Genomic DNA, 17,644 nt, shown 5'->3' with positions numbered 1-17,644 from the left:
GCTTGTCGGATCGCCGCACCGCTGCGATGCAGACGCCTCGGTACATCAGGCATATTCAGGCGATGCTATCGCAGGCAAGCCAGCTCCCACATTGATCCAGTTTGCATGGTTTATCGATAGTGTTTTCGCTGACCTGAAAGTCAATAAAACCGCTGGTTTGCGCCACTGGACAGATGGTCATTCCAGGGGCTGTTTATCTGGATTATTACGGTATACTGCGCGGCCTTCGGCCGGTCCAAACCGGCCAAATTTCGTACAACAAGCCACGCCGGATTTCCCGCGTGGCTTGTTGTTTTTTGACGCGCCTGCGGGCGCCCAGAGAGAAGAGGCACGACGATGAGTGCATTGGTTGGCGTGATCATGGGCTCCAAGTCCGATTGGTCCACCCTTAGCCACACCGCCGATATGCTGGAAAAACTCGGCATTCCCTACGAAGTGAAAGTGGTCTCCGCCCACCGCACTCCGGATTTGCTGTTCCAGTATGCCGATGAAGCAGAATCCCGTGGCATCGAGGTGATCATCGCCGGTGCCGGCGGTGCGGCGCACCTGCCAGGCATGTGTGCAGCCAAGACTCACCTGCCAGTGCTTGGCGTACCGGTGCAGTCGTCGATGCTCTCGGGCGTGGATTCGCTGTTGTCCATCGTGCAGATGCCGGCCGGTATTCCGGTGGCTACCCTGGCGATTGGCAAGGCCGGCGCGATCAACGCTGCCTTGCTGTCCGCCAGCATCCTGGGCGCCAAGCACCCGCAGTTTCACGCGGTGCTGAAAAAATTCCGTGCTGAGCAGACAGACAGCGTGCTGGACAATCCAGACCCACGTATCGCCTGAGGTTGTTGATTGATGAAAATCGGTGTAATCGGTGGCGGCCAGCTGGGCCGCATGCTGGCCCTGGCGGGAACCCCGCTGGGGATGAACTTCGCTTTCCTGGACCCGGCGCCGGACGCTTGCGCGGCAGCCCTGGGTGAGCATCTGCGCGCTGACTACAGCGACCCGGATCATCTGCGCCAACTGGCCGATGAAGTCGACCTGGTGACCTTCGAATTCGAAAGCGTCCCGGCCGAAACCGTGGCCTTCCTGTCGCAGTTCGTGCCGGTGTACCCGAGCGCCGAAGCCTTGCGCATCGCTCGCGACCGCTGGTTCGAAAAGAGCATGTTCAAGGACCTGGGCATTCCGACGCCGGCTTTCGCCGACATCCAGTCCCAGGCGGATCTGGACGCTGCCGTTGCCAGCATCGGCCTGCCGGCTGTGCTGAAAACCCGCACCCTGGGTTACGACGGCAAGGGCCAGAAAGTCCTGCGCACCGCTGCTGACGTAGTCGGCACCTTCGCCGAGCTGGGCAGCGTCGCCTGCTTGCTGGAAGGCTTCGTGCCGTTCACCGGTGAAGTGTCGTTGATTGCCGTGCGTGCCCGCGATGGCGAAACCCGCTTCTACCCGTTGGTGCACAACACCCACGACAGCGGCATTCTCAAGCTGTCCGTGGCCAGCACCGACCACCCGCTGCAGGCCCTGGCCGAAGACTATTCCAGCCGCGTGCTCAAGCAGCTGGATTACGTCGGCGTGATGGCGTTCGAGTTCTTTGAAGTCGACGGTGGCCTCAAGGCCAACGAAATCGCGCCGCGTGTGCACAACTCCGGGCACTGGACCACCGAAGGCGCCGAGTGCAGCCAGTTCGAAAACCACCTGCGGGCGGTGGCGGGCTTGCCGTTGGGCTCCACGGCCAAGGTCGGCGAGAGCGCCATGCTTAACTTCATCGGTGTGGTGCCGCCGGTTGAGCGCGTGATCGCGATTGATGATTGCCACCTGCATCACTACGGCAAGGCCTTCAAGGCCGGGCGCAAGGTGGGTCACGCCAACCTGCGCTGCAAAGACCGTGCGACGCTGCAAGCGCAGATCCTCAAGGTCGAAGCGCTGATCGCCGAGCAATAACCCTGGAGTCGGCGGGAACCATCTGTTGCCGCCGTCTCTCTGATTGCAGGATGGCAAAGCCTGACTAGGCTTTGTCATGACTCACATTCAATCAGAGGGAAATGCCATGGGTATCATCGGAACCATTTTTATCGGCTTGATCGTCGGCCTGCTGGCGCGTTTCCTCAAGCCTGGCGACGACAGCATGGGCTGGATCATGACCATCCTGCTGGGTATCGCAGGTTCCCTGGTCGCCACCTACGGTGGTCAGGCCCTGGGCATCTACCAGGCGGGTCAGGGCGCGGGCTTTATCGGTGCGCTGATCGGCGCCATCGTGCTGTTGGTGATCTACGGCCTGCTGCGTAAAAAGTAATTAAGCGACAAAGCCCTCTGCGCTGCGCAGGCGCAGAGGGCTAGAATGCTCGCCACCTGTACTTGCCGAGCCTCACCATGCGCCGTCTTCTGTTGACTCTCCTCTTGCTGGGCTCTGGCCTGGCGCACGCCGGCGAACTGCCGGAAACCGACTGGCTCGACCTGATGCCGCTGTCGGACCAGAAAGCCCTCGAAGCCATGCCCGAGATCGACCACAACTCCCCCGAAGCCCAAGGCACGTTCACCGACAAAGGTGGCCTGAAGCAAAGCAAAGGCTTGCCGGCGGTGATGTATTCGACCAAGACCGTGGCCGCGATGAACGGCAAGAACATCCGCATCGGCGGTTACCCGGTGCCGCTGGAAACCGACGCCAAGGGCCGCAGTACGCTGTTCTTCCTGGTGCCGTACCCAGGCGCTTGCATCCACGTGCCGCCACCGCCGCCGAACCAGTTGGTGCTGGTACGTTATCCCAAGGGGCTGAAGCTGGACGATATCTACACGCCGCTGTGGGTCACGGGCACTTTGAAGGTGGAGAAGGTTAATAACGATTTGGCGGATGCGGCGTACGCGCTGGATGCGGGGAAAGTGCGGGTGGTAAAAGAGTCCGATCTGTAAGACATAACACTAATCAATGTGGGAGCTGGCTTGCCTGCGATGCAGGCGCCTCGGTATTACTGACACACTGCGGTGATGCTATCGCAGGCAAGCCAGCTCCCACAGTTTGATCGGCGTCTACAAAGGTATGCCGCTGATGCTCACGCCAAGCGTATGGCTTTCGCCCGGCGCCAAGCTCACCACATCATCCAGCACATTCGCCGTCTCGATACACAGCATGCCCTGCCAGCCATCATCGGCCATGTCGTCGAGCGCCTTGGCGCGTTCGGTCCACGGGTTCCAGATCACCGTGGAATTCGAGCCTTGGCTGGTGAGCTGGAGGCGGCGCTGCCAGTCTTTGTCGACAATGCTCAGCTGCGACGGCGTATCCAGGTAAATACGGTCGGTCTCGGCAGTAAAATGCAGCAGCCCGGCTTGCTGCTTGCTGTTCCAGCCATCGGCCGTGTCGACGTACGCCAGCCCGTCCAGGCCTTCGACCTGCACGTTGCGCACATCGCTCACGGCGAAATAAGTGTGCAGCGCCTGGCTCAGGGTCACGGTATGGTCGCCACGGTTATGGCTGGTCAGGCGGATATGCAGTTGATCGTCCAACAGCAGGCTCAGCTTCAGGTCGACCTGATGCGGCCAGCCGGGAAAACCGCCCGCCGGCACTGGCAGTACCAGGTCGACGCGCAATGCATCGCCTTCAAGTTCGGTCCCGGCCAGTTCCCACAGTGCGGTGCGCACAAAACCATGGGCACCGGCAGGCTGATCGCTCTGGCGCATGGCCTTGACGCTCTGCGGGTTGCGGTCGAACACGCCAAACCACGGCCAGCACACCGGCACGCCGGTCCGAATGCCTTTGCCCTGTTTGAATAAGGCCTCAGGGTTCTGCCAGATCACCGGCTGCTCGCCCTGGCGCTGGTAACTGAAAATGTGCGCGCCCTGTTGGGCCACCAGCACTTGCGCGCCGTTGTGGCGGAAGCGCCAGCAGTCCAGCTCGTCGATTTTCATGCTTTCAACGTGGGGCGTAGGCATAGCAGTGCTCTCAAATGGCAGGCAATGGGGCAATTGACCGTCAAAACCCGGCGATGTTTAACGCGCGCGCGACGGAACCGAGCGCGTACGGCCGCTGCCATCGATGGCCACGAACACAAATACTGCCTCGGTTACCTTGCGCCATTCGCTGGACAGCGGGTCGTCGCTCCACACTTCGACCATCATCTGAATCGAGCTGCGGCCGATTTCCAGGGCCTGGGTGTAGAAGGACAGCTGTGCGCCGACCGCGACCGGCACCAGGAACGCCATGCGATCGATGGCCACGGTGGCGACACGCCCACCCGCGACTTTGCTCGCCATGGCCGTGCCGGCCAGGTCCATCTGCGCGACCAGCCAGCCGCCGAAAATATCGCCAAAACCGTTGGTTTCGCGCGGGAGTGCGGTAATTTGCAGGGCGAGATCGCCTTGCGGGATAGGATCTTCTTGTTCGAGTTCGATCATGCCGAGGGTGCCTCTGACCCGTGACGCTTCATGGGTATTTCAAGTGGATAGCCGTCTTCTGGAAAAACGTTTCAGCACCAACATACACCGCTCGATGCGTTTCTCGTAAGGCGAACTAAAGGGAAACTCTGCCAAATCGGCTGGATGGCACCCAACGACGGTTTGGCACAGCAGCCCCTCAAGACAGCGGGTTTGGCGCTTGCACGGGCCGAGTATATCGAGACGCTTGCGCCGCGACGACCTCCCGGCGCTCATTTGTTCGGCAAATCACGGCTGTAATGCGGCTTTTTCCTGCAACTGTGCTTCTGATGGCTAATAAAGGGAAAAAACGGGGAATAACGCGCGCCTGCAAAGTGTTATTCGGTGGACGCTGTGCTTTTTCAAGCGATTTGCTATCTTGCCAGACCCGCCGCAAGTCCCGGGCTTGCCGTCATTACTATAAGAGAAGCCTTGCCATGTCCTCCGTGCCCGCAAGCAGTGCACAACCATCGCGCCCGCTGACCCGCAACGACTACAAAACCCTGTCGCTGTCTGCCTTGGGCGGGGCGCTGGAGTTCTACGACTTCATCATCTTCGTGTTTTTCGCCACCGTGGTCGGGAAACTGTTCTTCCCCGTCGACATGCCGGAATGGCTGCGCATGATGCAGACCTTCGGCATCTTCGCCGCCGGCTACCTGGCACGCCCGCTGGGCGGCATCATCATGGCGCACTTCGGTGACCTGCTGGGCCGCAAGAAGATGTTCACCTTGAGCATCTTCATGATGGCCGTGCCGACCTTGATCATGGGCTTGCTGCCGACTTACGCGCAGATCGGCCTGTGGGCGCCGCTCCTGCTGCTGTTGATGCGCGTAATTCAGGGCGCGGCGATCGGCGGCGAAGTACCGGGCGCCTGGGTGTTCGTCTCCGAACACGTGCCGCCGCGCCACATCGGCTACGCCTGCGGCACCCTGACCAGCGGCCTCACCGCCGGCATCCTGCTCGGCTCGCTGGTGGCCACCGCCATCAACACCCTTTACAGCCCGGAGCAGGTGTCGGATTACGCCTGGCGAATCCCGTTCCTGCTGGGCGGCGTGTTCGGTCTGCTCTCGGTGTACCTGCGCCGCTGGCTGCATGAAACGCCGATCTTCGCCGAAATGCAGCAGCGCAAAACCTTGGCCGCCGAGCTGCCATTGCGCGCGGTATTGCGCGACCACCGTGGCGCCATCGTGCTGTCGATGCTGCTGACTTGGCTGCTGTCGGCCGGTGTAGTGGTGGTCATCCTGATGACCCCGACCGTGCTGCAAACCGTCTACCACTTCAGCCCGACCGTGGCGCTGCAGGCCAACAGCCTGGCGATTGTCACGCTGAGCCTGGGCTGCATCGCCTCCGGCGCCTTGGCCGACCGTTTTGGCGCAGGCCGCGTGTTGGTCATCGGTTGCTTGCTGCTGTTGGCGACGTCGTGGACGCTGTATCACAGCCTGCTTGATCACCCGAACTGGCTCTTTCCGCTGTACACCCTGACTGGTCTGTTTGTGGGTGTGATCGGTGTGGTGCCGTACGTGATGGTGAAGGCTTTCCCGCCGGTGGTGCGTTTCAGCGGGTTGTCGTTCTCGTATAACGTCGCCTATGCCGTGTTTGGTGGTTTGACGCCGCTGGCGGTGTCGCTGCTGATGAAGGAAAGCCCGATGGGCCCTGCTTACTACGTCGCTGTGCTGTGCGTAATGGGGACGTTGGTGGGTGGGTACCTGTGGAAGCGCGGTCGCTAAGAGATTGTTCCCACGCTCTGCGTGGGAACGCCGCCTGGGACGCTCCGCGTCCCTGCGCTCAGTCCTACACGACGATGTGGGAATGGTCATAGATTACAGAGTATTTCTGAAACACCGCTTCAAGCGCCTCAACTTCCTCGCAAGCCCCGTATTTATTGATCTTTCCCCTTCCTGTCAGGTTTTTCACAAATACTGGCCTTTCATCTAATTGTCATATTCCAGACATAGAGTGTTCACACGGCCTACCGATACTTGGCCCCGATCCAACTATCCCTATCTGCTAGGAGCAAGGCATGAAACTGAAACGTTTGATGGCGGCAATGACTTTTGTCGCTGCTGGCGTTGCCACCGCTAACGCGGTAGCCGCTGGTGTTGACCCGGCAATTCCGGCTTACGCCAAGACCACCGGTGTATCGGGCAACCTGTCCAGCGTTGGTTCCGACACCCTGGCTAACCTGATGACCCTGTGGGCTGAGTCCTATAAAAAGGAATACCCGAACGTCAACATCCAGATTCAGGCTGCCGGCTCCGCCACTGCACCGCCTGCGCTGACTGAAGGCACCTCCAACCTGGGCCCGATGAGCCGCAAAATGAAGGACACCGAACTGGCGGCCTTCGAGCAGAAGTACGGCTACAAGCCAACCGCAATCCCGGTTGCCGTGGATGCCCTGGCGGTGTTCGTGCACAAGGACAACCCGATCCAGCACCTGACCATGGAACAAGTCGACGCGATCTTCTCCTCTACTCGCCTGTGCGGTGCTAAAGCCGACGTTAAAACCTGGGGCGACCTGGGTGTGACCGGCGACCTGGCCAACAAGCCGGTGCAACTGTTCGGTCGTAACTCGGTATCCGGCACCTACGGCTACTTCAAAGAAGAAGCCCTGTGCAAAGGCGACTACAAACCAAACGTGAACGAACAACCTGGCTCGGCTTCGGTCGTGCAGTCGATCAGCTCTTCGCTGAACGGCATCGGTTACTCGGGCATCGGCTACAAAACCGCCAGCGTGAAGACCGTGGCCCTGGCCAAGAAAGGCAGCACTGACTTCATCGAAGACAGCGAAGAAAACGCCCTGAACGGCAAATACCCGCTGTCGCGCTTCCTCTACGTGTACGTCAACAAGGCCCCGAACAAGCCTCTGGCTCCGCTGGAAGCTGAGTTCGTGAAGCTGGTTCTGTCCAAACAGGGCCAGGAAGTGGTCGTCAAAGACGGCTACATCCCACTGCCAGCCAAAGTCGCCGCCAAGGCCCTGGCTGACCTGGGTCTGAAAGAAGGCAACTAAGCCTGCGATACCCGGTGCAGACGTTGTTTTTTGTGGGAGCGGGCTTGCCCGCGATGCTGGCGACACGGTTTAGAGTTGAAACTGTATTGATGCCATCGCGGGCAAGCCCGCTCCCACACTAACCCTCTACACCCCTAATTTTTTAATCCGCTGCCAGCCCTGCTCCGCGGCGGATTTCTTGCGTCACTGCATTGTCATCTTTCTGTCATACAGGATCGCTAGGGTGTGCGCATGAATGATCTGGCCAATTCCACCATGACGACGACTTCTCCCCCCAAGCGCATTGATTTCAATACGCCTGAGCTGCAACGCAAGCGCCGCATCCGCGCGCTCAAAGATCGCCTGACCCGTTGGTACGTGCTGGTCGGCGGCCTCGCCGTCCTCGGCGCCATCACCCTGATTTTCTTCTTTCTTGCCTACGTCGTCGCGCCGTTGTTCCAAGGTGCCTCGCTGACCAAGGAAGACGCGCTGACGCCCGCCTGGATCCAGGATGCCGGCAAGCCGTTGATGATCTCCCTCGAAGAACAGAACCAGGTTGCCATGCGGGTTTCCGACAAGGGCCAGGCGCTGTTCTTCAATGTGGACACCGGTGCCGAGCTCAAGCGTGTCGACTTGCCGCTGCCGGCCGGTGCCAGCGTTGCCTCCATCGGTGAAGACCAACCGGGCAGCCCGCTGGTGGTGCTCGGTCTGTCGAATGGCCAGTCCCTGGTGTTCCGCCACACCTATAAGGTGTCCTACCCGGACGGCAAGAAAACCATTACGCCGGCAATTGAATACCCTTACGGCGAAACGCCCATCGTGCTCGATGACGCCGGCCGCCCACTGGAACACGTCGCCCTCAACGCCACCGACTCCTCGCTGGTGGTGGCAGGCTCCGCCGGTTCGCACCTGAACGTGCTGGCCCTGAGCCGCGAAGAAAACATGATGACTGGCGAAGTCACCAGCGAGCAGAAGCGCATCGAGCTGCCGCAAATGACTGAGCCGGTGAAGGCGATCTTCATCGACCCACGCCAGCAGTGGCTGTATGTGATCAACGGTCGCGCCCTCGCCGATGTGTTCAGCCTGCGCGACAACAGCCTTAACGGTCGCTACAAACTGCTTGAAGACGGCAACGCCGAAATCACCGCCAGCACTCAGCTGGTGGGCGGTATCTCGTTGATCGTCGGCAACTCCAAGGGCGGCCTGGCCCAGTGGTTCATGGCCCGTGACCCGGACGGCGAGCAGCGTCTGAAACAGATCCGCACCTTCCAGATGGGCACCACGCCGATCGTGGAAATCACTGCTGAAGAGCGTCGCAAAGGCTTTACCGCGCTCGACGCTTCCGGCAAGTTCGGCGTGTTCCACAGCACCGCCCACCGCACGCTGTTGGTGGACCCGGTGGTTGATGGCACGGGCATTTTCGGCATGTCGCCGCGCGCCAACCGCGTGATCGTCGAAGCTGGCGGCAAGCTGCAACCGCTGCTGCTCGATAACCCGCACCCGGAAGTTTCGTGGAGCGCGTTGTGGAGCAAGGTCTGGTACGAAAACTACGACGAGCCTAAATACGTCTGGCAATCGACCGCCGCCAACACCGACTTCGAGCCCAAGATGAGCCTGGCGCCGCTGACCTTCGGTACATTGAAGGCTGCGTTCTACGCCATGCTGCTGGCCGCACCGCTGGCGGTTGCCGCCGCGATCTACACCGCTTACTTCATGGCCCCGAGCCTGCGCCGCAAGGTCAAGCCGGTGATCGAGTTGATGGAAGCGATGCCGACGGTGATCCTCGGTTTCTTCGCCGGCCTGTTCCTGGCGCCGTATGTAGAAGGGCATTTGCCGGGGATTTTCAGCCTGCTGATGCTGCTGCCGATTGGCATCCTGGTGGCCGGTTTTGTCTTCAGCCGCCTGCCTGAGTCGATCCGCCTGCGCGTTCCCGATGGTTGGGAAAGCGCGATCCTGATCCCGGTGATCCTGTTTGTGGGCTGGCTCTCGCTGTACATGAGCCCGTACCTGGAAACCTGGTTCTTCGGCGGCGACATGCGCATGTGGATCTCCCACGACCTGGGCATCACCTACGACCAGCGCAACGCTCTGGTAGTCGGTTTGGCCATGGGCTTTGCGGTGATCCCGAACATCTACTCCATCGCCGAAGACGCCGTGTTCAGCGTGCCGCGCGGCCTGACCCTGGGTTCCCTGGCCCTGGGCGCCACGCCGTGGCAGACCATGACCCGCGTGGTGATCCTGACCGCCAGCCCGGGGATTTTCTCGGCGCTGATGATCGGCATGGGCCGTGCGGTCGGCGAAACCATGATCGTGTTGATGGCCACCGGTAACACCCCGGTGATGGAGATGAACCTGTTCGAAGGCCTGCGCACCCTGGCAGCCAACGTCGCGGTGGAAATGCCCGAGTCGGAAGTCGGCGGCAGCCACTACCGCGTGCTGTTCCTCTCGGCGCTGGTGCTGCTGCTGTTCACCTTCATCATGAACACCCTCGCCGAGCTGATTCGTCAGCGTCTGCGCAAGAAATACTCGTCGCTTTAAGAAAGGTAGAAGTCTGTGAAACAGAACTCCCTGAATGGATGGTTCAAGAGCGGCGCCCCCGGCGTCTGGATCAGCGGTGGCGCGGTGTCCATCGCGGTCATCATGACCATTGGTTTGCTGGCCGTGATTGCCGTGCGTGGTCTGGGCCACTTCTGGCCGGCCGACCTGATCCAGGCCAACTACAACGTGCCGGGCCAGGAAAACCATATCGTCATCGGCGAAGTGGTGCAGAAGGAAGAAGTACCGCGCGAGCGCCTGAAAAGCGCCGGCTTGCCGGTGCCCGACCAGGGCCCGGAATTCATGACCCGCGAGCTGATCAAGGTCGGCAACCGCGACCTGAACGGCAACGACTTCACCTGGATCGTCGGCGAGTGGCTCAAGGACCAGACCAAGCCTGCGAACCTGATGGCCATCGAGCGGCGTGAGTGGGGCAATTTCTACGGCACCCTGGTCAACGTCAAACAGGACGGCAAGGTCATCGCCGAAGGCGAGGCCGCGTGGCCGGAGCTGCAAGCCCGCGTCGACCGCGTGAACAAGCTGGCTGCCCAGCTCAAGAGCCTGGAAAAAACCGACATCGGCGCGATCAACGCCGGCCTCGAACGCATCCGCCTGCACGGTCGCAAGTTGGAGTTGGAAGGCAAGCTTGACGCCACCGCCCAAGCTGATATGGACAGTGGCCGCGCCGAATTGAATGCCCGTTACCAGGACATCGAAGCGCGCCTGGCCGACTTGCACGCTCAGTTCAACCGTGACGCCCTGACCGCCCGCGACGCCAACGGCAAAGAAATCGAAATCGGCATCGGCAAAGTGGTGCACGCCTACCAGCCGAACGCCATGGGCACGCTGACCAAGGTCGGTTTCTACTTCAGCAAGGTCTGGGAATTCCTCAGCGACGACCCGCGTGAAGCCAACACTGAAGGCGGGATTTTCCCGGCGATCTTCGGCACCGTGATGATGACCCTGATCATGGCGATGATCGTGACGCCGTTCGGTGTGCTGGCGGCGGTGTACCTGCGTGAATACGCCAAGCAGAACGCCCTGACGCGCATCATCCGCATCGCGGTGAACAACCTGGCGGGCGTACCGGCCATTGTCTACGGCGTGTTCGGCCTGGGCTTCTTCGTGTATGTACTGGGTGGTTCGGTTGACCGCCTGTTCTTCGCCGAAGCCCTGCCGGCACCGACGTTCGGCACGCCGGGCCTGCTGTGGGCCTCGCTGACCCTGGCGCTGCTGGCGGTGCCGGTGGTGATTGTGGCGACCGAAGAAGGCCTGGCGCGGATTCCTCGCACCGTGCGCGAAGGTTCCCTGGCACTCGGCGCGACCAAGGCGGAAACGCTGTGGAAGATCGTGTTGCCGATGGCCAGCCCGGCGATGATGACCGGCATGATCCTCGCCGTGGCCCGCGCCGCCGGTGAAGTGGCGCCGCTGATGCTGGTAGGTGTGGTGAAGCTGGCGCCGTCGCTGCCGCTGGATGGCAACTACCCATACTTGCACCTGGACCAGAAGATCATGCACTTGGGCTTCCATATCTATGACGTCGGCTTCCAGAGCCCCAACGTCGAAGCTGCACGGCCATTGGTGTACGCCACTGCCTTGCTGCTGGTGCTGGTGATTGCCACGCTGAACTTGTCGGCGGTATGGATTCGTAACCACCTGCGCGAGAAATACAAGGCGCTGGACAGCTAAGTGGACCCCTGTGGGAGCTGGCTTGTGTGGGAGCTGGCTTGCCTGCGATAGCATCACCGCAGTGTTCCTGAAAGACCGCGTCGCCCGCATCGCAGGTAAGCCAGCTCCCACAGGAATTGGCGCCAGACACAGAATTTGAGTAAACCGCCCCGGCGGTTCAATGAAACGAATTGGTAGCACAGGGAGCATCCCATGCAACACGAAACCCACACCCACGGCATCAACATGTCGGCCCTGGGGCGCGACAAGCAGAGCCTGAGCTTGGCCCAGGAAACCGTGGCCATCGAAGTGCCGGGCCTTAGCCTGTACTACGGTGAAAAGCAGGCGCTGTTCGACGTCAGCATGAACATCCCGAAACAGCGCGTGACCGCTTTCATCGGCCCGTCCGGCTGCGGTAAGTCCACGTTGCTGCGCACCTTCAACCGCATGAACGACCTGGTCGACGGTTGCCGCGTAGAAGGTGCGATCAACCTCTACGGCACCAATATCTACCGCAAGGGCGAAGACGTGGCCGAGCTGCGTCGCCGTGTAGGCATGGTGTTCCAGAAGCCCAACCCGTTCCCCAAGACCATCTACGAAAACGTGGTCTACGGCCTGCGCATCCAGGGCATCAACAAAAAACGCATCCTCGACGAAGCCGTTGAGTGGGCCCTCAAAGGCGCGGCACTGTGGGATGAGGTCAAAGACCGCCTGCACGACTCGGCACTCGGCCTGTCCGGCGGCCAGCAGCAACGTCTGGTGATCGCCCGTACCATCGCCGTGGAGCCGGAAGTGCTGCTGCTCGACGAACCGTGCTCGGCTCTCGACCCGATCTCGACGCTGAAAGTCGAAGAGCTGATCTACGAGCTCAAATCCAAGTTCACCATCGTCATCGTGACCCACAACATGCAACAGGCGGCTCGGGTTTCCGACTACACCGCGTTCATGTACATGGGCAAACTGGTGGAATTCGGCGACACCGATACCCTGTTCACCAATCCGGCGAAGAAGCAGACCGAAGACTACATCACCGGTCGTTACGGCTAGAACGCGGTGGTTCTGATTGCACTGAATGCTGCGGTTCTCCGCACCTTACCGGACGTTCCAAGGACGCCAACATGATTAGCAAAGAAGGCCTTACCCATCACATCTCCGCGCAGTTCAACGCCGAGCTTGAGGAAGTGCGCAGCCACCTCCTGGCGATGGGCGGGCTGGTGGAGAAGCAAGTCAACGACGCCGTCACCGCGCTGATCGAGGCCGACTCGGGCCTGGCCCAGCAAGTGCGTGAAATCGATGACCAGATCAACCAGATGGAACGCAACATCGACGAAGAATGCCTGCGCATTCTGGCGCGTCGCCAGCCGGCGGCCTCCGACCTGCGTTTGATCATCAGCATTTCCAAGTCGGTGATCGACCTGGAGCGCATTGGCGACGAAGCCACCAAGATCGCACGCCGCGCCATCCAGCTGTGCGAAGAAGGCGAAGCGCCGCGTGGTTATGTGGAAGTGCGCCACATCGGCGACCAGGTGCGCAACATGGTGCGCGATGCGCTGGACGCCTTTGCCCGCTTCGACGCTGAGTTGGCGCTGTCGGTGGCGCAGTACGACAAGACCATCGACCGCGAATACAAAACCGCGCTGCGCGAGCTGGCCACCTACATGATGGAAGACCCACGCTCTATCTCGCGGGTCTTGAACATTATCTGGGTGCTGCGTTCGCTGGAGCGTATCGGCGACCACGCGCGCAATATCTCCGAGCTGGTCATCTACCTGGTGCGCGGCACCGACGTACGGCACATGGGCCTCAAGCGCATGAAAGCCGAAGTTGAAGGCACAGCCGATCAAATCCCTAATGTTCCGGGCGTACCTGACGATAAGTAAGTTGCCCGAGAAATTAACGCCCGGCCATTGGTCGGGCGTTTTCGTTTGCGGCATCTGAATTTTTTGCGCAGCAGGAGCAATAAAGTCCTTCTGTGACCAGCGAGTTTTGGCAAAATGCTATCAGTCAGGCGTTTTGCGTGCCGAAGTTTTTATAGGATGAAGGGTCGATGAGTAAAGTCAGTGTGTTGGTGGTGGATGACGCCTCGTTTATCCGCGACCTGGTGAAGAAGTGCCTGCGTAACTACTTCCCCGGGATCAAGATTGAAGATGCGGTGAACGGCAAAAAGGCGCAATCCATCCTGATGCGCGAGACCTTCGACCTGGTGCTGTGCGACTGGGAAATGCCCGAAATGTCAGGCCTGGAACTGCTGACCTGGTGCCGTGAACAGCCGCACCTGAAGGCCATGCCGTTCGTGATGGTGACCAGCCGTGGCGACAAGGAAAACGTGGTCCAGGCGATCCAGGCCGGGGTTTCCGGCTACGTCAGCAAGCCATTCACCAACGAGCAGTTGCTGAACAAGGTCAAGCAGGCCCTGCACAAGATTGGCCGCCTTGACGCCCTGATCGCCAGCGCACCGACAAAAATGAACTCAGCCTTCGGCAACGATTCCCTGAGCGCCCTGACCGGCGGCAAGCCTGAAGCCGTCAAACCGGCACCAGTGGCGGCCGCGCCAAGCAAAGGCCTGCTCAACAGCCCGCCCGTGCAGGCAGCGCCGGCCGCCTCGCCGGCGGGTGGTCGTGGCCAGGGCCAACTGCGTCTGTCCAGCGGCACCCAGCAGTGCGTGATCAAGGCGCTGAGCATCAAGGAGGCGCTGTTGGTGGTGCGTCGCGGTGAAGTCCTGCCCCAAGTGCTGGAAAGCGCGGTACTCGACCTTGAGCAAGGCGACAACGCCGAAGTCGCGCGCCTCAACGGCTACCTGCACGCCATCGTCGCCTACGAGCCCAAGCCCGACAGCGACTGGCTGCAATTGACCTTCCGGTTCATCGACCAGGACGCTCAGAAGCTCGACTACATCTCCCGCCTGATCGCACGCGGCACGGCGCAAAAGCACTTTGTGCCGGGTGCGTGATCTACACGGCGCCCCATAACCAATGTGGGAGCGGGCTTGCTCGCGAAGGCGGTTTATCAGTCAACATCTTCGGTGACTGACACTCTGCTTTCGCGAGCAAGCCCGCTCCCACATTTTGATCTTCTTTGTTTAGCCGAAGGCGTTGGTGATCAATCCAGCAACAACACCTTGGCCAACACGATCTTCGGCCCTTTCATCTTCTTGATGATGATGCGCAAGCCTTCAACTTCCAGCACTTCTTCCTCTTCCGGCACGCGTTTGAGGGTGTCGTAGATCAGCCCGGCCAGGGTTTCGGCTTCGATGTGGTCCAGGTCGACGCCCAGCAGGCGTTCCACCTTGAACAGCGGCGTGTCGCCACGCACCAGCAGTTTGCCCGGCTGGTAGGCGAGGATGCCGCGCTCGGCCTTGCGGTGTTCGTCCTGGATATCGCCGACCAGTACTTCCAGCACGTCTTCCATGGTCAGGTAGCCGATGATCTTGCCGTCGGCTTCTTCCACCAGGGCGAAGTGCGCGCCGCCTTTGCGGAACTGCTCCAGCAGTTGCGACAGCGGCATGTTCCGCGACACGCGCTCCAGCGGGCGGGTCAGCTCGGCCAGGTTGAACGACTCGGGGATGTGGTCCAGCGCCGCCAGTTCCAGCAGCAGGTCCTTGATGTGCAGCAGGCCGACAAACTCGTTGCGCACCGCGTCATACACCGGGTAGCGGCTGAATTTGTGGCGGCGGAACAGCGCGAGGATTTCTTTGAGCGGGGCGTTGAAGTCCAGGGTCACCAGGTCTTCGCGGGAGTTGGCCCAATCGACCACTTCCAGCTCGCCCATTTCCACGGCGGAGGCGAGTACGCGCATGCCTTGGTCGCTCGGGTCCTGGCCACGGCTGGAGTGCAGGATCAGCTTGAGTTCTTCACGGCTGTAATGGTGCTCATGGTGCGGGCCAGGCTCGCCTTGGCCGGCGATACGCAAGATGGCGTTGGCGCTGGCGTTGAGCAGGTAGATCGCCGGGTACATCGCCCAGTAGAACAGGTACAGCGGCACCGCCGTCCACAGCGACAGCAGCTCGGGTTTGCGGATGGCCCAGGATTTAGGCGCCAATTCACCGACCACGATGTGCAGGTAGGAAATCACGAAGAAGGCGGCAAAGAACGACACGCCCTTGATCACTTCCGGCGATTGCACGCCCACGGCGCCCAGCAACGGCTCAAGGATGTGCGCAAACGCCGGCTCACCGACCCAACCCAGGCCCAGGGAGGCGAGGGTGATACCCAGCTGACAGGCCGACAGGTAGGCGTCGAGCTGGCTGTGCACGGTGCGCAGGATCTGCCCACGCCAGCCGTTCTTGTGGGCGATGGCCTCGACCCGGGTGGCGCGCAGTTTGACCATGGCAAATTCCGCCGCAACGAAGAAACCGTTGAGCAGTACCAGGATCAGTGCAAAAAGAATCATGCCGAAGTCGGCGAAGAGCGTAGCGAGGGTGATACCAGGGGAAGGGTCCATGATGGGCTTTTGCAGGTTCCGTGTGTTCAATAAGGAGTGACAGAAGGGCCTGAAAGACAGGCGCAAGTCGGCCAATGTAGCGGCTGACGGGGCGCTTGCCTAGTGCCCGCTGCCGGGTGGGGCCTGGAATACATTCCTGGAGACGATGCAAATCCAATGTGGGAGCTGGCTTGCCTGCGATAGCGGACGGTCGGTTGACCTGTTTTCAGCTGACCCACCGCTATCGCAGGCAAGCCAGCTCCCACATTTAAGGTTGTGTTGTTTTCGGGTTATTCATCTGTGCCGATCACCCGAGAGCGGGTCATTTGCACCGGTGGAAAGTGGCAGGTAAACGTGCTGCCATGCCCCAGCACGCTGCTGATTTCCAGCCGTGCGCGATGGCGCAACAGCACATGCTTGACGATGGCCAGGCCCAGCCCGGTGCCGCCGGTGTTGGAGTTGCGGCTGGAGTCGACGCGGTAGAAACGCTCGGTCAGGCGCGGCAGATGCTTGGCGTCGATGCCGATGCCGGAGTCCTGCACGCTCAGGTGCGCACCGTGTTCGTCGGCCCACCAGCGGATGCGGATATTGCCCTTGTCCTGGGTGTACTTCACCGCGTTGAACACCAGATTGGAAAACGCACTGCGCAACTCGCCTTCGCTGCCTTTGAGCAGCACCAGCGGGTCGGCTTCCAGGGTGATCTGTTGCCCGCGCTCGCCGGAAAGCGCCTGGGCGTCGTTCTTGATGGTCTGCAACAGGCTCTGCACCGCCACCGGATGGTTATCCGACGGATAATCGGTGGCTTCAAGTTTGGCCAGCAACAGCAGGTCGTTGAGCAGGGTTTGCATGCGCGAACCTTGCTGCTGCATCTGCTGCAGGGCACGGCTCCAGCGCGGGTTGATCTCGTCGACATTGTCCAGCAGCGTCTCCAGGTAGCCGCAGATCACCGTCAACGGTGTACGCAGCTCGTGGGAGACGTTGGCGACGAAGTCTTTGCGCATCTGTTCCAACTGGTGGATGCGGGTCACGTCGCGCACCAGCATCAGGTGCTCGTTGTTGCCGTAGCGCGTCAGGTACAGCTGGATGCGCACGCGGTCGTTGGTGGGCGAGGGGATTTCCAGCGCTTCTTCGTAGTTCTCCTGTTCGAAGTACTCCTTGAAGCGCGGGTGGCGCACCAGGTTGGTGACTGGCTGGCCGCTGTCCTGGGGCGTCTTGAGGCCCAGCAGGGTCTCGGCGGCGCGGTTCCACCATTCCAGGTTGCCGTCGCTGTCGAGCATGATCACTGCGTCTTTGAGCGCGGCGGTGGATTCCTGTACGCGGTCGATCACCGCTTGCAAGCGCCCCCGTACACGTTGGTCACGGCGTTGCAGGTGATAGATGCTGTCGAACACCTCGCCCCACAGGCCGTAGCCGTCGGGTGGCGCTTCATCGGGTTTGTGCTGGCGCAGCCATTCATGCAGGCGCAGCAGCTGTTTGAGCGTCCAGCCCAAATATAGGCCGATACCAACGGCCAGGCTCCAGCCGTATTGGCCGCTGACCAAACCCACCACCAGGCAGCCGGTGATCAACAGCAGCATGTGGCGGATCAGGGTGCCATGCCAGTTCTGGTTCACTTAAACATGCGTCCTTGTCAGCTGTTAAGGAAAG

At 60.9% G+C, this 17,644-nt stretch carries 15 protein-coding genes; 11 read left to right on the top strand and 4 right to left on the bottom strand.

The genetic code is table 11. From position 1 onward, the window contains the following. Window positions 1–336: 336 nt before the first annotated feature. The 4 genes from purE to PspR76_RS30385 all read left to right on the top strand — a co-directional run bounded on the left by purE (window position 337) and on the right by PspR76_RS30385 (window position 2,892). Window positions 337–828, top strand: a complete 492-nt coding sequence (gene purE / locus PspR76_RS30400; RefSeq protein WP_003195648.1) for a 5-(carboxyamino)imidazole ribonucleotide mutase — start codon at window positions 337–339, stop codon at window positions 826–828. Between the two features lie 12 nt (window positions 829–840). Then, window positions 841–1,926, top strand: a complete 1,086-nt coding sequence (locus PspR76_RS30395; protein WP_083356067.1) for a 5-(carboxyamino)imidazole ribonucleotide synthase — start codon at window positions 841–843, stop codon at window positions 1,924–1,926. A 106-nt stretch (window positions 1,927–2,032) separates the two neighbouring features. Next, window positions 2,033–2,278 (top strand): GlsB/YeaQ/YmgE family stress response membrane protein, encoded by a 246-nt coding sequence (locus PspR76_RS30390; protein WP_010168336.1) that lies wholly within the window; start codon window positions 2,033–2,035, stop codon window positions 2,276–2,278. Between the two features lie 77 nt (window positions 2,279–2,355). Beyond that, window positions 2,356–2,892, top strand: coding sequence for a DUF3299 domain-containing protein (locus PspR76_RS30385; RefSeq protein WP_050784921.1), 537 nt, complete (start codon window positions 2,356–2,358; stop codon window positions 2,890–2,892). A 117-nt stretch (window positions 2,893–3,009) separates the two neighbouring features. Here the strand turns inward: PspR76_RS30385 and PspR76_RS30380 are convergent, their stop codons facing one another. Both PspR76_RS30380 and PspR76_RS30375 read right to left on the bottom strand, forming a co-directional pair. Continuing rightward, a complete protein-coding gene (locus PspR76_RS30380; RefSeq protein WP_159961122.1) occupies window positions 3,010–3,909 on the bottom strand; it encodes a D-hexose-6-phosphate mutarotase in 900 nt (299 codons plus the stop codon). A gap of 57 nt (window positions 3,910–3,966) precedes the next feature. After that, the gene (locus PspR76_RS30375; protein ID WP_003176975.1) at window positions 3,967–4,371 is read right to left on the bottom strand and encodes an acyl-CoA thioesterase; all 405 of its coding nucleotides are present in this window, start codon (window positions 4,369–4,371) and stop codon (window positions 3,967–3,969) included. Window positions 4,372–4,826: 455 nt separating this feature from the next. Between PspR76_RS30375 and PspR76_RS30370 the strand changes: the two genes are divergently transcribed. The 7 genes from PspR76_RS30370 (at window position 4,827) to PspR76_RS30340 (ending at window position 14,528) form a co-directional block, all read left to right on the top strand. Continuing rightward, the gene (locus PspR76_RS30370; protein ID WP_159961121.1) at window positions 4,827–6,116 is read left to right on the top strand and encodes an MFS transporter; all 1,290 of its coding nucleotides are present in this window, start codon (window positions 4,827–4,829) and stop codon (window positions 6,114–6,116) included. Between the two features lie 293 nt (window positions 6,117–6,409). Next, on the top strand, window positions 6,410–7,396 hold the full coding sequence (locus PspR76_RS30365; RefSeq protein ID WP_106575903.1) for a phosphate ABC transporter substrate-binding protein PstS: 987 nt from the start codon (window positions 6,410–6,412) through the stop codon (window positions 7,394–7,396). A 483-nt stretch (window positions 7,397–7,879) separates the two neighbouring features. Beyond that, window positions 7,880–9,913, top strand: coding sequence for an ABC transporter permease subunit (locus PspR76_RS30360; RefSeq protein ID WP_174245691.1), 2,034 nt, complete (start codon window positions 7,880–7,882; stop codon window positions 9,911–9,913). Window positions 9,914–9,928: 15 nt separating this feature from the next. Continuing rightward, window positions 9,929–11,599: a phosphate ABC transporter permease PstA gene (gene pstA, locus PspR76_RS30355; protein ID WP_159961119.1), complete on the top strand. Its 1,671-nt coding sequence runs from the start codon at window positions 9,929–9,931 to the stop codon at window positions 11,597–11,599. Window positions 11,600–11,791: 192 nt separating this feature from the next. Beyond that, window positions 11,792–12,625: a phosphate ABC transporter ATP-binding protein PstB gene (gene pstB / locus PspR76_RS30350; protein WP_017135801.1), complete on the top strand. Its 834-nt coding sequence runs from the start codon at window positions 11,792–11,794 to the stop codon at window positions 12,623–12,625. Window positions 12,626–12,696: 71 nt separating this feature from the next. Further along, complete coding sequence (gene phoU / locus PspR76_RS30345) at window positions 12,697–13,458, top strand: phosphate signaling complex protein PhoU (RefSeq protein WP_159961118.1); 762 nt, start codon at window positions 12,697–12,699, stop codon at window positions 13,456–13,458. A gap of 167 nt (window positions 13,459–13,625) precedes the next feature. Continuing rightward, window positions 13,626–14,528, top strand: coding sequence for a response regulator (locus PspR76_RS30340; RefSeq protein WP_159961117.1), 903 nt, complete (start codon window positions 13,626–13,628; stop codon window positions 14,526–14,528). 149 nt (window positions 14,529–14,677) lie between these two features. Here PspR76_RS30340 and PspR76_RS30335 read toward each other — a convergent pair whose 3' ends face one another. After that, entirely contained in the window at window positions 14,678–16,018 is a 1,341-nt protein-coding gene (locus PspR76_RS30335; RefSeq protein WP_159961116.1) for a hemolysin family protein, read from the bottom strand. A gap of 269 nt (window positions 16,019–16,287) precedes the next feature. Next, entirely contained in the window at window positions 16,288–17,574 is a 1,287-nt protein-coding gene (gene phoR, locus PspR76_RS30330; RefSeq protein WP_218175199.1) for a phosphate regulon sensor histidine kinase PhoR, read from the bottom strand. Window positions 17,575–17,644 lie beyond the last annotated feature (70 nt).

Origin of the sequence: Pseudomonas sp. R76 (genome assembly GCF_009834565.1) — a bacterium.
Classification (GTDB): domain Bacteria; phylum Pseudomonadota; class Gammaproteobacteria; order Pseudomonadales; family Pseudomonadaceae; genus Aquipseudomonas.
The sequence above is the reverse complement of the archived record's forward strand: the minus strand, read 5'-3'. Positions and strand labels throughout refer to the sequence as shown.

Coding starts and splice junctions, on each gene's coding strand:
- purE (WP_003195648.1), top strand. CDS start 337: ATGAGTGCATTGGTTGGCGTGATCATGGGCTCCAAGTCCGATTGGTCC.
- PspR76_RS30395 (WP_083356067.1), top strand. CDS start 841: ATGAAAATCGGTGTAATCGGTGGCGGCCAGCTGGGCCGCATGCTGGCC.
- PspR76_RS30390 (WP_010168336.1), top strand. CDS start 2,033: ATGGGTATCATCGGAACCATTTTTATCGGCTTGATCGTCGGCCTGCTG.
- PspR76_RS30385 (WP_050784921.1), top strand. CDS start 2,356: ATGCGCCGTCTTCTGTTGACTCTCCTCTTGCTGGGCTCTGGCCTGGCG.
- PspR76_RS30380 (WP_159961122.1), bottom strand. CDS start 3,909: ATGCCTACGCCCCACGTTGAAAGCATGAAAATCGACGAGCTGGACTGC.
- PspR76_RS30375 (WP_003176975.1), bottom strand. CDS start 4,371: ATGATCGAACTCGAACAAGAAGATCCTATCCCGCAAGGCGATCTCGCC.
- PspR76_RS30370 (WP_159961121.1), top strand. CDS start 4,827: ATGTCCTCCGTGCCCGCAAGCAGTGCACAACCATCGCGCCCGCTGACC.
- PspR76_RS30365 (WP_106575903.1), top strand. CDS start 6,410: ATGAAACTGAAACGTTTGATGGCGGCAATGACTTTTGTCGCTGCTGGC.
- pstB (WP_017135801.1), top strand. CDS start 11,792: ATGCAACACGAAACCCACACCCACGGCATCAACATGTCGGCCCTGGGG.
- phoU (WP_159961118.1), top strand. CDS start 12,697: ATGATTAGCAAAGAAGGCCTTACCCATCACATCTCCGCGCAGTTCAAC.
- PspR76_RS30340 (WP_159961117.1), top strand. CDS start 13,626: ATGAGTAAAGTCAGTGTGTTGGTGGTGGATGACGCCTCGTTTATCCGC.
- PspR76_RS30335 (WP_159961116.1), bottom strand. CDS start 16,018: ATGGACCCTTCCCCTGGTATCACCCTCGCTACGCTCTTCGCCGACTTC.
- phoR (WP_218175199.1), bottom strand. CDS start 17,574: ATGCTGCTGTTGATCACCGGCTGCCTGGTGGTGGGTTTGGTCAGCGGC.